Origin of the sequence: Burkholderia sp. S-53, from assembly GCF_025560745.1 — a bacterium.
Lineage (GTDB): Bacteria > Pseudomonadota > Gammaproteobacteria > Burkholderiales > Burkholderiaceae > Burkholderia > Burkholderia pyrrocinia.
This window is the reverse complement of sequence record NZ_CP090482.1, coordinates 635,959-649,964: the sequence shown is the minus strand read 5'-3', so window position 1 is coordinate 649,964 and position 14,006 is coordinate 635,959. Positions and strand designations below refer to the sequence as shown.

Here is a 14,006-nt window from a genome sequence, read left to right as displayed (position 1 = left end):
GTTGGCCTCCACGAATTCCGTCCGGCCTCAGTTTGCGCAGATGGTTCTTGCGAGATCGAATCATGAGCACCATTTCCGACGACGCCACCGCGCGGCGCTGCGAGGGCACCCCGACGCTCACCGTGATCGACAACCGCGGCCTGGTCGTGCGTACCGTGCAGTACAACCGCACGGCGATTGACGATCCGCTGGATGAGCTGATCACGCGCCAGAGCTGGTCCGCGCGCGGCTACCTCATGACGCGCATCGACCCGCGCTTGTTCGACGAGCAACGCCTTGACCCGGACGTGCCGCCCAATTTCCGCTACGTGCGCTCGCTGTCCGGCCAGCCGCTCACGATCGCCAGCCAGGACGCCGGCGAGCAGACCGCACTGTATGATTCCGACGGCGGCGTCGTCTGGCAGCACGACAGCCGCGACCAGCAGTTGCGCCGCACCTACGACACGCTGCATCGTCTGGTCTCGGTCACCGAGCAGACCGGCCCCGCCACACCGCGCATCAGCGAGCGCCTCCTCTATGGCGACGCCACCGCCGCCGACAACGCCAACCTGCGCGGCCAGTTGCGGCAGGCCTGGTCGCCCGCCGGGATGGCCGAGACGCCGTCCTACAGCCTCGCCGGCCAACCGCTGGCCACCGTTCAACAGTTCCTGCGCGACGACGTGCTCGACAGCGACTGGGCCAGCGACGATCCGGCCCGCTGGACCAATGCCCTCGCGCCCGACACGTACACCACCCGCTGGGCCTACAACGCGCTCGGTCAGGAGCTCGAGCGCACCGATGCGCGCGGCAACCGTCAGCGCCAACACTACAACGTCGCCGGCCAGCTCGCCGGCAGCGACCTGCAGCTGGCCGGCCAGTCCACCTGGCAGCCGCTGCTGCGCGCGATCAGCTACAGCGCCGCCGGCCAGGTGCTGCGCGAGGAGGCCGGCAACGGCGTCGTCACCGACTACACCTACGAGCCGCAGACCCAGCGCCTGGCCGAACTCCACACCACCCGTCCGCCCCAGGCCGGGCGCACCACGCTGCTGCAGGCGCTGTCCTATCAGTACGACCCGGTCGGCAACCTGCTGGCGATCGACGACGCGGCCAAGGCCACCCGCCACACCCGCAACCAGCGCGTCGCGCCCGCCAGCCATTACAGCTACGACGCGCTGTACCAGCTCACCCGCGCCACCGGCCGCGAGAACGCCAACGCCGGCCGCCAGAGCCAGGCGCTGCCGGCGCCGATCGTGCCGCTGTTCCAGGAAATCGGTGAGCTGACCCCCTACACGCGCACCTACCGTTACGATCGCGGCGCCAACCTCACGACCCTCCAGCATCAGGGCACCCGCTCCTCCTACACGCAGCAGATGGTGGTCGCGCGCACCTCGAATCGCGCGGTGCCACAGACCGACGGCCTCACGCCCGGCGACGTGGCCAGCTATTTCGACGCCTGCGGCAACCTCAAGGCCCTGGGCGCGAGCCAGCCGCTCGCGTGGGACAGCCGCAACCAGCTGCAGCGCACCACCCAGGTCGTGCGCCGCGGCCTCGACGACGACACCGAGGTGTACTGGTATGACGGCGCCGGCCAGCGGGCCACCAAGCTCGGCACCGCCCGCACCAGCGGCACCACCCGCACCGAGCGGGTGCGCTACCTGCCCGGACTCGAGCTGCGCCAGATCGAGCAGACCCGCACCGGCGAGACCCTGCCGACGCCTGTCGAACGCCTGCAGGTGCTCACGCTCGGCGCGGCCGGCCGCCAGTCGGTGCGTCTGCTGCATTGGGAATTGGGCCAACCCTCGACGATCGAGAACGACCAGCTGCGCGTCAGCCTCGACGACCAGATCGGCTCGTCGATGCTCGAGCTCGACGCGCAGGCGGATATCCTGACCTGGGAGGAGTACTACCCGTTTGGCGGCACGTCAGTGTGGTCGGCGCGCAGCGACACCGAGGCGAAGTACAAGTACGTGCGCTACTCGGGCCAGGAGCGCGACGCCACCGGCCTGTACTACTACGGGTTCCGCTACTACGCGCCGTGGCTCGGAAGATGGCTCAACCCCGATCCCGCCGGACCCGTCGACGGGCTCAACCTCTTTTGCATGGTCGCGAATAATCCCATTACGTATGGGGACAATAGCGGCTTGGCTCCGAAACGCCTCGTTACTGCCGCCACTATGGAGGAGATAACGCGGGAGTTTGTCTGGGAGTGTCACGTCGAAGCTATTGGAGAAGCATCCCGTAAAGGGCGATTTGCCGTCAGCTTTCGAGCGGCCGGCGTTCCGACTCTCGCGGCGCTGTCAAAAGGGGCGGCTGCCAAGGGACACGATATCCTAGAAAAGACCATCAAGCCGACTTCGATTGTTAAGGCTTATCCACAAACTGCGAGTGCTGTACTCCAGGTGGTACAAACAGCGGGAATTGAAGGCTACGTCGGCCACTGGAGTAGCGACGGTCTGACAGGCATCTACATGAGCAACGATCACGGGCTCGGCGAGCAGGTGCAGGGCCGCATATACCCAATCGACTTGAGTCGACTGGAAGAGTCGCTATCCGCGCTGAAAGCACACCCCAACTGGGAAGCACTGCCACTCACGGGAGATTACGATACGCACGATATGATTACGTTCCGGGGTGCAGGCCGACCGCGTACCGTGCTAGCTGATTCAAGCGAAGAGCACCACATTATCGATCGATTGAACCTCGCGGTCTCCGAGGTCGATGTGTACAGACCTTTCGGAAATGTGGAGCACCATGTCGTTCGTCATGGGCCGCAGGTCAATTTCCCCAGCTACATGATGAGGAAGGAACTTGAGGACGTTCGAACGCGCCATGGATTTCTTGGCACGATTGCCAAACCGGGTGAATTTCCTATCGCAATGGTGAGCCAAGGCACGTGGTCGATTATTCGTGACATCAATGAGCTAGAGGCCTTCTACACGAGGGTAGGCGCGCGTATCAAGGAAACGTGGAAACCGGGTGGTTCACGCAACTACACTGAGACTCTGGGTGGCATGGCCAAGTTTGGGCGACCTTGACGGTTCTGTCGCAGTAAGGCGGTCTGGAGTTCCCAGGATTTCGTGGAGACACCGTTTCAATGTGACTTTGCAGCGGCTTCGTACTGCACAGGATTCATGCTGCTAAGATAGCTGTGCCGACGAGTCTGATTGTAGAAATTTTCAATGTAATCCGAAATGTCAGCAACCGCGACAGATCGATTCTTGTAAATCCGCTTCTTCACACGCTCTTTCTTCAGACTGCTGAAAAAAGATTCTGCGACAGCGTTATCCAGGCAATTGCCGCGTCGACTCATGCTGGGTTCGAGATGATTGGTTCGACAGAAACGCCGCCAACAATCGTCGCTCCCATATTGGGCGCATTCAACCGGTCGTCGCAACACCTTTGATCGAGGAGGTGTTGCATGAGACGCAGTGCGAAGCAGGTGTATCGGTTGACAGGACGTGAGGCGATGTATTCACCGGGCGCACCATCACTTGGACATGAGATCGAGCGTCGGTTCTGGCAACAGATCGCGACTGGCATTACAAGTGAGAAAGCAGCGGAGGCGGTCAGCGTGTCTCAAGCGGTAGGTTCGCGCTGGTTCCGCTATCGTGGCGGTATGCCACTATTCATGTCGAAACCTATTGCGGGTCGATACTTGTCGTTCGCTGAGCGAGAAGAGATAGCATTGCTTTCTGTCCAAGGCCTCGGGGGGCGCGAAATCGCCCGCCGTATCGGACGCAGTCCATCAACCGTTTCGCGAGAACTCACGCGCAATGCTGCGACCCGTGGCGGGTACCTCGAGTATCGTGCTTCAGTCGCGCAGTGGAAGGCGGAACGATTCGCCAAACGACCAAAGCCATCGAAGCTGGCGACTAATGCACGGCTGCGTCAATATGTACAGGAACGCTTGGAGGGCAAAGTATATGACGCTGATGGTCGTGAAATTGCCGGACCGAGGCAGGCGCCGTTCAAGGGACGAAATAAACCGCATCGCGGTGACCGAACGTGGGTCAACGGCTGGTCACCCGAGCAAATTGCCAATCGACTGCAGGTAGATTTCCCTGACGATGAATCTATGCGCATCTCTCACGAAGCGATTTACCAAGCGCTCTATATTCAAGGGCGCGGTGCGCTCAAGCGTGAGTTGGTGGGCTGTCTGCGCACCGGGCGCGCGTTGCGCGTTCCTCGAGCGAGAGCGCGTGCGAAGGCTTGGGCGCATGTCAGCGAGGATGTGATGATTCCAGCCGGCCTGCAGAGGCGGAGGATCGTGCTGTGCCGGGCCATTGGGAAGGCGACCTGCTCATCGGCCTGAACCGATCCGCCATTGGGACACTGGTGGAAAGATCAAGCCGTTTCACAATGCTCGTGCACCTGCCTCGGGAAAAAGGCTATGGGCAGATTCCGCGCACGAAAATGGGCCCCCACTGGCCGGCTACGGAGCTGTCACGATGGCCAACGCGCTCAAGAAGACCGTGGCGGACCTGCCTGCCCAGCTGTGGCGATCATTGACCTGGGATCGCGGTAAGGAGCTGTCCGATCACGCCCGCTTCACGATTGAGTCCGGCGTGAAAGTCTTCTTCGCCGACCCGCATAGTCCATGGCAGCGCGGTACGAACGAAAACACGAATGGCCTTCTACGACAATACTTCCCGAAGGGCACTGACCTATCCCGATGGAGTGCTCGAGAGATCCAGGCAGTTGCCAATACACTGAACACCAGGCCCCGGAAAACTCTCGGCTGGAAGACGCCTGCGGAAGCACTGGACGAGTACCTAAAATCTGTTCAAAAATGCAGTGTTGCGACGACCGGTTGAATGCGCCTTGCGACCCGCGATCGGTGTGGTGAATCAGACCCGGATGCGGCCGTCGGGTCGCGACTGCGCGAAACAACGCCTGCATGACCAGATGTTTCGTCATCCGTTCGCTCATCGCGTAGCCGACGATTTCACCGCTGTACAGGTCCTTCAGGCCGGCAAGATACAGCCAGCCCTCGTCGGTCGCGATATAGGGGTGAGTAGGCCGGGGGAGTTTCACCCCCAGCCTCTCGCAGAACCGGACGTGAGCCTCTCGACTCATCCGGCTCCCATCATCCAACCGCCGGAAGACATCCCATTCCCCAGTGCACAAAGGCAGTCGGAAACCGACGCGCCAACCGCCCGAGGGCGTGTCTCGCCCGCGTTTTATGGCGAGCGAGAGATTTGTACTTGCGCATCATCCAGCGCATCAGGTAGTCATTCATGTGTTTCCAGATCACCGACATCGCCGAGCCATGGAAGCGGCCGTAGTACTGCTGCCACCCCCTCAGAATCGGATTGAACATCGCTGCCAGGTCGCCCAATTCGCGGTCGCACATCAGTTGCAGATGCCATCCCCGGATAGTCTGCCGCATCGCCTTGAGGGCGTCACGGCTGACCGCCGGGGCGAAGTTCACGTAGACCCGCTGATACTTGTCCACCGCTTTGCGCGGCCGGAAGGTGTATCCCAGGAAGGTGAACTGGACATCAGGATGTGCTTCCCGCCGATTGACGTCCCGACAGTAGACGATCCTCGTCTTGCCCGGGTGCAACTCGAGCCCGCATGCGCGGAACCGCTCGCCGATCCTGTCTAACGCCAGCTTGGCCTGCGCCAAGCTCTTGCAATGAACCACCCCGTCATCGGCATAGCGGCAGAACCGCACGCTTCTGAGGTTACGGGTGACCCAGACATCAAAGGCATAGTGCAGGAACAGGTTGGCTAGCAACGGGCTCACGACACCGCCTTGCGGCGTGCCGCACGTCCGTTCCAGAAGTACCCCGTCCGCAGTCTGCATTGGCGCTTTCAGCCAGCGTTCCACGTACAGGAGAACCCATGGGGTCTGGCAGTGCTTCCTGAGCGCGCGCATGAGCAGATCATGGTCGATATTGTCAAAGAGACCTTTGATATCGAATTCCACAACCCAGTCGTACTCCCAGCTTCGCCGCCTCACCAAGGCAATCGCGTCATGGGCAGATCGCCCAGGTCGATAGCCATAGGAGTTTGGATGGAACATCGGGTCGATCTTAGGCTCCAGCAGGAGCTTGACCGCCGTCTGCGCCACCCGGTCAGCAACCGTGGGCACGCCCAACATGCGCACACCACCTGACTTCTTCGGAATCGGGACCCCTTTGACCGGCGGCGGGAAGTAACTGCCGGAACAGAGTCGATTCCATAGCTTGTACAGGTTGTCGCCCAAACGACTTTCGAATTGCTCGATCGATTCACGGTCGACGCCTGCGGCGCCGCCGTTCGCTTTCACACATTGGAATGCTTTCCAGATTAACGCTTTAGGAATGTCAAACGGTCTGGTCATGCCGCCGTGCTCCTCCTGCTCACGCAGTTGGCACGACTACAGACCGGGATGATGCAGCCCCTTCGCTCCACCACCATTACAGCGGCTTCAACACTACTACGAGCTGCTCCGCCCCTTGGTGGCGCATCGCTACTTTCGGCCTCGCCTTTCGGGCTTGTGCCTTTCGCTTGGCATCGCCACCGAAGGTTCCCGCAGTTCAACGTAAGAGCCCGAATCAGACTGACGCTGCCTCTATGCCGGACACCGCCTGGCCCGTAAGCAGGTAACGGCCAGACTGATCGCAGGGCAACATCACTCCCTGGTTTTGATGTCATCTGAGTAGTTTCGACACTTGAACGGCAGTTCACGGTTGTTCGTCTTCCTGATTCATACCTGACGTCTTCTCGACGCCTTTTCCATGACGCTCACGACCAGGGCTTTTGACCCAAGCCGCTCATGGTGGTTTGCCACCCGCTCCTGCAAGCCGATGGCGAGGGGCCATACCCTCATCTCCTACGCCGCTTGCTGCGGCACACTGATGTCACCGCACCAGGCTTGATTAGGCGCCGTCGCCGAGAAATCCTGTCTCAGCAGATTCGGCGCGACAGGCAGGTCGTGCTTCGAATTCGTCGTGGCCTTGAGCCGGCGCTTCTGCTTGCAGCGCAGTCCCAGTTTTCTGCGCAGCCGCCTGATCCGGTGCACGCCGATTCGCACGCCACGTTCCTCGAGATGTTGCTGCAGGCGCTCGGGCCCGAAGCTTTCCCGGGTTCGCCGGTGGGCCGCGAGCACCTCCGCTTCCAGGCGAGGCTCCTGCTGCGTTCTTTCGGACGGCTTGCGCTTGCGCCACGCATAGTAGCCGCTCACCGATACGCCCAGCACGCGGCACATCGGCGGCACGGGATAGTCCTGTCGCATTTGTTCAATCACGCCGTACTTCACCGCGACTCTTTCGCGAAGTACGTCGCGAACTTTTTTAGCAGATCGCGCTCCATTTTGACCTCGGCCAGTTCGCGCTTGACCTGCGCCAGCTCGGCCTCCATTTCCGTCAGTGGCCTCTGGTGCCGGCCGACATCTTTCAGCTTGCCGGCCTTCGCCGCGCGCACCCAGTTTGCCAGCGTCTTGATTGGGATCGACAAGCGCCGGGAAGCTTCCGATACCCCGACACCCTCAGTCAACGCCAGCTTGACCGCTTCGTCGCGAAGCTCCTTCGTATAGACCGCTCTTGGAATTCGATTCGTCCATGCCTCCGTTTCTCGATTTTACGAAACGTTGGCTTCCATTTTTTCCGACCGGCCTCAGTATTCGTTCGCTAATGCATGGCAACAACTTGCATTTGAAGAGCATCGACGCACGATCGAGGATCGGCTTGTGCAGTGTGGACGACTGGAGGCGGCGTTGCGCGATGCAGTCGTCAGCTTGCACTTTTACCCAGTGGTGCTGGCTCTGCAGGCGATGCGCGGAGTGCAGTTTGTTACGGCTGTCGGCATGATTTCAGAATTGGGAGACCTGTCGCGTTTCACGCATCCGCGTCAACTCATGGCGTGGCTTGGCGTGACACCCTCCGAGCATTCGTCGGGCCGCAAGCGGCGTCAGGGCAGCATCACCAAGACTGGCAACAGCTATGCCCGCAAGCTGCTTGTGGAAGCTACCTGGAGCTATCGGCACATGGCACGCGTCGCGCCGGAGATTCAGCGGCGTCACGAAGGGCTCCCCAAAGAGATTATCGATCGGGCGTGGGATGCACAGTTGCGGCTGTGCCGGCGATATCGCAAGCTCGTGGTCCGCGGCAAGAATGCCAACATCGCGGTCGTTGCCGTTGCGCGCGAATTGGCCGGTTTCATCTGGGACATCGCCCGACTCGAGATGGCGCTTGCATCACCGCGTGGCGTGCAGTCCACATGAGACCGGTGACACGTTGATATGGATAAGCGATGAACTGATCGTGCAGAGAGTTTCCTGAAGGCGGCGTAGCCCGGTATTCGAGCAATCCGCGTTTCCACTTCGCGACGGGCAGTCCCCGACTTGCGTTTTAAGAAAGCGGCAGGCTCATGAGACGGAACTCTGTAATGCGGTAACCAACCCGCGTATGTCAGTGTGATCCACCGTCGAGCGTTACTGGGCTTTTGGAATCGGTTAAAGTCGCAGTTCTAACGAACAGGTAGCCGGTGATGAGCAAGCGGAAAGGTGTGGAAGGGTTGTTCGATGGACGGCATTTTGATCGGGAGATCATTGTTCTGTGCGTGCGCTGGTACCTTCGCTACAAGCTCAGCCTGCGCGATCTGGTCGAGATGATGGCCGAACGAGGATTGTCGCTGGCGCACACGACGATCATGCGTTGGGTAAAGCGCTTCACACCGGAGTTCGTCAAGCGCTGGAATCGGTTTGGCATACCCGCAGGCCGGTCATGGCGTGTTGACGAAACCTATCTGAAGATTCGCGGGAAATGGGTGTACCTGTATCGGGCGGTGGATCGGGCCGGCCAGACAGTGGACTTCATGCTCAGGGCAAAGCGCGACGTGGCGGCGGCAAAAGGCTTTTTCAGCAAGGCAATCAAACATCAGGGCCAGCCACCGGAGACGATCACGCTCGATGGGTATGCCGCCTCACACCGGGCCGTGCGGGAGATGATGGCTGATGGCTTGTTGCCTGAGGGAACGAAGGTACGCTCGTCGAAGTACCTGAACAACCTGATTGAGCAAGATCATCGCAACATCAAGTCGAGAACGCATGTGATGCTCGGCTTCAAACGGTTCAGGAGTGCCGCGACCACGATTTCAGGCATCGAGTTGATGCATCGCCTTCGCAAGGGGCAGTTCGATCTCCGTGCTCTCGGGCTCAAAGATACCACTGCGCCAGCCGTCTGGAGTGCTGTACTGTTCAATCGATAAGGTATCGATATCTATACGGAATACCTTGACCACGTTGCCTATTTTCACCAGAACCTCCAGCTTCACGCCGTCGAGCTGACGCTCGGCGTTCTGCTCGAACGTGCGGACTCGAACGTAGCCCCGCGTTGCCCGTTCATGACCGCCTTCCGGTGGATGTGTCAGGTTGAAATCTATGACGCTGAAACAGAGGCGTCAGCAAATTCCGAAGCAGATCCTAACCTGACAATGGTGACATGGCCGGCCTGACATCAGGATAGGGTATGCTTCAAGTTGACAACTTCAATACAGGAGCTTCTGCATGGAACCAATGGTTGCGCATATTTCGTACTTCAGCGTATCTGGGTTGACCGTCCGTACAACAAACCGTGACGAGTTCAATCAGGAAACTGCAAGAATCCCGGGCTTGTGGGCACAGTTTTTTTCGAGTGGACTGGCAGATAGTGTCCCGAACCGGTTACCCGGCACACCGATCTTTGGCGTGTATTCCGCTTACGAGTCTGATGCTACCGGTTTCTACGATCTGACGGCCGGCGTGTCCGTAGCCGCGCCGAATCCCGATTACGGCAGCATCGAGATCCGCGAAGGCAAATACCTCGTCTTCGAAGCCCGTGGGCCAATGCCCGCTGCGGTTATTCAGACATGGACTGCCATCTGGACATACTTTGAACAGCATCCGCATGTGCAACGCAGTTTTCTCACGGATTTTGAATCTTGGAGTGACCCGGAGCATGTCCAGATTCATATCGGCGTTGCGTCATAGAGGGTTCGAGTACGCATTCCATTCGTTGTCGATCAGTCATCATGGCCGGATGGCGGTCGCACTGGCGCCAAGACCGATTTGAGCTAATGTCGGATCTGGTGTACGGGGGGCGAGAGCGGAAACGGAGGGAGGGGTTCTGTCGCAGTAAGTCGGTCTGGTAAGCTTGCGTGATCGGAATTGAGGCGAAGTGAGCGATGCAGCAAGGCATGAATGCGATCCTGAAGCAGGTGTTCCAGCGACTGCATTACCCGTTCGACGTGATCCTGCTGTGCGTGCGCGGGTATGTTGCGTACCCCCTGAGCCTGCGCCACCTCGGGGAAATGATGGCCGAACGGGGCGTGTCGGTGGACCATTCGACGGTGCATCGATGGGCCATCAAGGTGCTGCCGGTGCTGGAACAGGCGTTCCGTCGGCGCAAGCGGCCGGTCGGAAAAAGCTGGCGGATGGACGAGACGTATATCAAGGTCAACGGTGCGTGGAAATATCTCTACCGGGCCGTCGACAAGGACGGCAACACTATCGATTTCCTGCTGCGGGCTCGCCGGGACAAGGCCGCCGCCCGTCGGTATTTCGAAAAATCGATCGAGCAGAACGGTGCACCCGAGACCGTGACGATCGACAAAAGCGGGGCGAACCTGGCGGCGCTCAAGGACATCAACGCTACCCGTGAACCGCCGATCAAGATTCGTCAGCAAAAATATCTGAACAATATCGTCGAGCAGGATCACCGCGCCATCAAGCGCCGAACCCGGCCGATGATGGGCTTCAAAGATTTTCACTGCGCTCGCATCCTGCTCGGTGGTATCGAAGTGATGCACATGATTGCCAAAGGGAAAATGAAGGCAGTTCGCAAGAACCAGACGGCCGCCGAGCAATTCTACTCTTTGGCTGCATAAGGAATCCTATACGTTCCCGAGTTTATGCGTCTGGACATCCTTATCGCGACAGAACCCAAACTAATGGCACATTACGAGGCCGGGGTGCCTGACCTAAATTCCTTTAGGCGTTTGGCCGCCAGTTCCGCCCAATAGTCCATCACATTCTCTGCGTCGCCCCATTTCCAGACACCTGCATTCTTGATGCTCATTCCGCCGGCGCGGCCATCCACTACTTCGGCGAGAATCTGCCCGGTTCCGCCGTCCTTGATCTCGCCTTCGCTCTGCGCCGACCCGACGAAGGCATAGCTGTCGGTCGCGACGCTCTGCGCCGCATTTAGCAACCGGGCCTGTGGGATGACCACGGAGAAGGTGCGCAGTCCCGGCGTCGCGGTTGTCACTTTAGTCAGGGCGGCGCGGACGACCAGAACTTGCGGGCCTGGCTGTTCGACGATCGGCAGCACTTCGGATAGGTGCGTCTTCAACGTGTTGTAGTAATAGTTCGACAATACCTGCTGGTCCTTCGGGTCGACATGTGCGTCGGCATCGGTGATGAACACCACCGGTTCGATGAAGATTGCGGTGTAGGAATTCCAATTTGTATTCGGATTGATGTAGCGAAGCCGCACTTGGCCTTCCTTGCCTAGCTGCAGCAGGGAATAATCGCTCAGAAACCCTGATTTCGGCTCCTTCTCGATGTCTGAAAGCGGTTGCTGGGTTGTGACTGCGCAGGCGGCCAATGCGATCATGGCCAGCACCAGCAGAGAACGCATGTTCTTCATCATCGCCTCCCCCCTCCGTTCTGCTCGCCGGCGCGAGCACATATTCGCCGATCCGCATGCGCCTTGGCGCGCGGCAGCAACCTCACTTCTACTCGTGTCAATATTGGCAGTCACGTCAGTCGAAGGCCATTGGACTTTGGTCTTATACTGGTCCTTTATTCTTTCGCGGGGTTCGCGCGCATCGAGTACCTTGAATGGTATTGTCAGGTTGTCGCAGAAGTCGGCGAGTAGAATGGTCATGAAGAAGGCTTTCGTCTCCGTTCTGCCGTCGGCCGACGCGTCGATCTCGTTCAAGGGCTATCGATGGCTTTGTTTGACAGGGTAGGCGGTCAGTTGGTTGCGGACGCAATTAGGCTGTTTTGACGCAAAGCGCTTTGCCGAAGCTGTTCCACCGGTTCACGAGGTTGGCGATGATCACGCCCTCGCGCTGCTGCGATTCGAATCTGCGTGTCAGCAGTCGCGATCCGATGCAACGCTTGATCCGCGAGATCTGCGCCTTGACCCGCGCGCGCTTGCCATACCCGTACTTGTTGTGGAACGCATCGATGCCTTTCTCTTTGATGTAGCCGACAATCTGGTCGTGCCAGCGTGTCGTCGGCTGGTCATGAATCACTGCATTCGCCGGCGGCGGTATCACGGGCAACACGCCGCAGGCCGACCCTGCTTCGGTCTGCGCGATACTGTAGTACGCGCCGTCGGCAATCACGCAGTCGACGGGCGCATCGACCGCCAGCACGGCGTGCAGCCCTGCCGCGTCGGACACCGTGGTTTCGGTGACCGAAATCGCGTGGATGTTCATTTCCGGATCGATCGACAGATGGACCTTGCGCCACGGCGTTCGGCTCGCGGCGCGGCCGTACTTCTGGCGACGCCATTCGCTGGCCCGACCGAAGCTCATGCCGGTGCTGTCGACGATCAGGCTGATCGCTTCGCCGTTGGCCAGACGGTCGGCCACCCGCTGGCAACGCTGCTGCACCGGGACCGGCAGCGTCGCGAACCGCTCGCTGAGCTGCCCGAAGCTTGGCACGGCGATCTCGAGTCGCCAGTACTCTTCCATGAAGCCGGTGATCTGGCGCATCGCCCAACGAAACAGCCGGTAAAACGTATAGATCAGCTCGATGTAGGCGTTCGTGTAGGTCGGGGCACGCCCGGACACACCCGGCACATACGGCCGGGCATTGATGAACAGCGCCTTCAGATCGCCGCCCGGGCAGTAGAGGCTGAGCTGGCCTCGCCGCTTCAGGCTCTGATTGTAGGCGCGGGCGTTCGCGACCCGATACGCCGGTTTCGGGCGTTTGCGCGGCGCACCGGATTTCAGGCTGGCTTGGTATGGCACTGAACGTTCACGAGGCGGATAGATCAATGGCCCTTTCTACTCGACCTCACGCTGCCGCGCAACAACCCCTTCCGAACAACGCCGATCGGAGGCGGATGCTTTCTTCGTGCCCCATTATACTCGTCGACCTCGGCGCCAATTTGAAAACACCCGAGAAGGTAAACATCCCCTTCATGGTTTTTTGAATCACCCTCTAATGTATGAAAATTGACATTGACGAGTAATAACGATGTAATATATCTTCGGCTTTCCAAAATAGCCGGAGACAAGTCAAATGCCAATAACCCAGGTGTCTCGCAAGACCTTTCGCTGGTCCGCTGTCGTCGCAATGTCAGCATTCGCGACTTTGCTCGGATCGGCGTGGGCCAATACACTGCCGGCGCAGCAAAAACAAGCGCGCATGCCGCGCGTGCCGCAGAATCTGCCGGTCTCGCCGGAACAGGCCGAGTACAACCTGCCGCTAAGCGAGCAAGACCTCGCGGCGTTGACTAAGCCTTCGCAGCAAATGCAGCCGGCCAAGCGCAGTAAACGCAGCGCACCGGGTGCCGATTGTCGCGACATGTCGGTGATGACCGAGTATCGCGGCGCGGCACTAGCCGAATATATCGCGAATCTTCCCGATTACGAGTGCCATTACGGCCTATTTTCGGTCGACCAAACGTTGGCTGCACAGATTTTCAATGCCGAGAACGTGCACGCCGTCGCGAGTCGTTTCGTGCAGGAGGTATATCGCTATGACGCGAGCAATTTGACTCTGGTCAATTTGCTGATTTATCTGCGTTCCGCCTATTACCAATATGATGTATCGGGCATCGCCGATCCGATTCCGAATCTCGCGGTGTCGCTGCGTCCGTATATCAAACAAAGCCTCGAGGGTGTTGCACTCTACCGTGAGAATTCGCGTGCACCAAGCACCGCGAACGAGCTGATGAAGCTCATCACGAACATGAAGGACGAGGCGTACTACCTGCCGACGCTGAAGAACCGCGTCGCGCGGAGTTGTTGCATAAATCAGTCGCGGCGTGGTGACGTTTACGCGCAACGGTCCGGGGTGCAGCCCCTGTTAACAATTCGGGTTC

At 59.5% G+C, this 14,006-nt stretch carries 7 protein-coding genes and 6 pseudogenes; 7 read left to right on the top strand and 6 right to left on the bottom strand.

Going from position 1 to position 14,006, the window contains the following annotated elements:
* Positions 1-62 precede the first annotated feature (62 nt).
* The gene (locus tag LXM88_RS02610; protein ID WP_262530396.1) at positions 63-3,014 is read left to right on the top strand and encodes an RHS repeat-associated core domain-containing protein; all 2,952 of its coding nucleotides are present in this window, start codon (positions 63-65) and stop codon (positions 3,012-3,014) included.
* A 56-nt stretch (positions 3,015-3,070) separates the two neighbouring features.
* Here the strand turns inward: LXM88_RS02610 and LXM88_RS02605 are convergent.
* Positions 3,071-3,388, bottom strand: a pseudogene (locus tag LXM88_RS02605) (IS3 family transposase); the annotation flags it as partial.
* Between the two features lie 9 nt (positions 3,389-3,397).
* On the opposite strand from LXM88_RS02605, the pseudogene LXM88_RS02600 reads away from it, so the two are divergent.
* Positions 3,398-4,793: pseudogene (locus tag LXM88_RS02600) on the top strand (IS30 family transposase).
* A 7-nt stretch (positions 4,794-4,800) separates the two neighbouring features.
* Here the strand turns inward: LXM88_RS02600 and LXM88_RS02595 are convergent.
* The 3 genes and pseudogenes from LXM88_RS02595 to LXM88_RS02585 all read right to left on the bottom strand — a co-directional run.
* A pseudogene (locus LXM88_RS02595) lies at positions 4,801-4,986 on the bottom strand (DDE-type integrase/transposase/recombinase); the annotation flags it as partial.
* Positions 4,987-5,065: 79 nt separating this feature from the next.
* Complete coding sequence (ltrA, locus tag LXM88_RS02590) at positions 5,066-6,307, bottom strand: group II intron reverse transcriptase/maturase (protein WP_262530395.1); 1,242 nt, start codon at positions 6,305-6,307, stop codon at positions 5,066-5,068.
* 513 nt (positions 6,308-6,820) lie between these two features.
* Positions 6,821-7,515: pseudogene (locus LXM88_RS02585) on the bottom strand (IS3 family transposase); the annotation flags it as partial.
* Positions 7,516-7,582: 67 nt separating this feature from the next.
* On the opposite strand from LXM88_RS02585, the pseudogene LXM88_RS02580 reads away from it, so the two are divergent.
* The 4 genes and pseudogenes from LXM88_RS02580 to LXM88_RS02565 all read left to right on the top strand — a co-directional run.
* Positions 7,583-8,188 (top strand): annotated as a pseudogene (locus tag LXM88_RS02580) (transposase); the annotation flags it as partial.
* A 266-nt stretch (positions 8,189-8,454) separates the two neighbouring features.
* Positions 8,455-9,174: an IS6 family transposase gene (locus tag LXM88_RS02575; protein ID WP_262530394.1), complete on the top strand. Its 720-nt coding sequence runs from the start codon at positions 8,455-8,457 to the stop codon at positions 9,172-9,174.
* Positions 9,175-9,472: 298 nt separating this feature from the next.
* Entirely contained in the window at positions 9,473-9,934 is a 462-nt protein-coding gene (locus LXM88_RS02570; protein WP_262530393.1) for a GyrI-like domain-containing protein, read from the top strand.
* Positions 9,935-10,140: 206 nt separating this feature from the next.
* Positions 10,141-10,830 carry an IS6 family transposase gene (locus tag LXM88_RS02565; protein WP_412524076.1) on the top strand — a complete coding sequence of 230 codons (690 nt, stop codon included), beginning with the start codon at positions 10,141-10,143 and terminating at the stop codon, positions 10,828-10,830.
* Between the two features lie 71 nt (positions 10,831-10,901).
* Here the strand turns inward: LXM88_RS02565 and LXM88_RS02560 are convergent, their stop codons facing one another.
* Together LXM88_RS02560 and LXM88_RS02555 are read right to left on the bottom strand one after the other, a co-directional pair.
* Entirely contained in the window at positions 10,902-11,885 is a 984-nt protein-coding gene (locus LXM88_RS02560; RefSeq protein ID WP_262530391.1) for a DUF3313 domain-containing protein, read from the bottom strand.
* 55 nt (positions 11,886-11,940) lie between these two features.
* Positions 11,941-12,954 (bottom strand): IS5 family transposase, encoded by a 1,014-nt coding sequence (locus tag LXM88_RS02555; protein ID WP_262530389.1) that lies wholly within the window; start codon positions 12,952-12,954, stop codon positions 11,941-11,943.
* A 247-nt stretch (positions 12,955-13,201) separates the two neighbouring features.
* Here LXM88_RS02555 and LXM88_RS02550 point away from each other — a divergent pair.
* Positions 13,202-13,921 (top strand): annotated as a pseudogene (locus LXM88_RS02550) (M9 family metallopeptidase N-terminal domain-containing protein); the annotation flags it as partial.
* Positions 13,922-14,006: the final 85 nt, after the last annotated feature.

What these genes read in the sequence shown, in the direction of transcription:
- LXM88_RS02610 (WP_262530396.1), top strand. Translation starts at nt 63, where the DNA reads ATGAGCACCATTTCCGACGACGCCACCGCGCGGCGCTGCGAGGGCACC.
- ltrA (WP_262530395.1), bottom strand. Translation starts at nt 6,307, where the DNA reads ATGACCAGACCGTTTGACATTCCTAAAGCGTTAATCTGGAAAGCATTC.
- LXM88_RS02575 (WP_262530394.1), top strand. Translation starts at nt 8,455, where the DNA reads ATGAGCAAGCGGAAAGGTGTGGAAGGGTTGTTCGATGGACGGCATTTT.
- LXM88_RS02570 (WP_262530393.1), top strand. Translation starts at nt 9,473, where the DNA reads ATGGAACCAATGGTTGCGCATATTTCGTACTTCAGCGTATCTGGGTTG.
- LXM88_RS02565 (WP_412524076.1), top strand. Translation starts at nt 10,141, where the DNA reads ATGAATGCGATCCTGAAGCAGGTGTTCCAGCGACTGCATTACCCGTTC.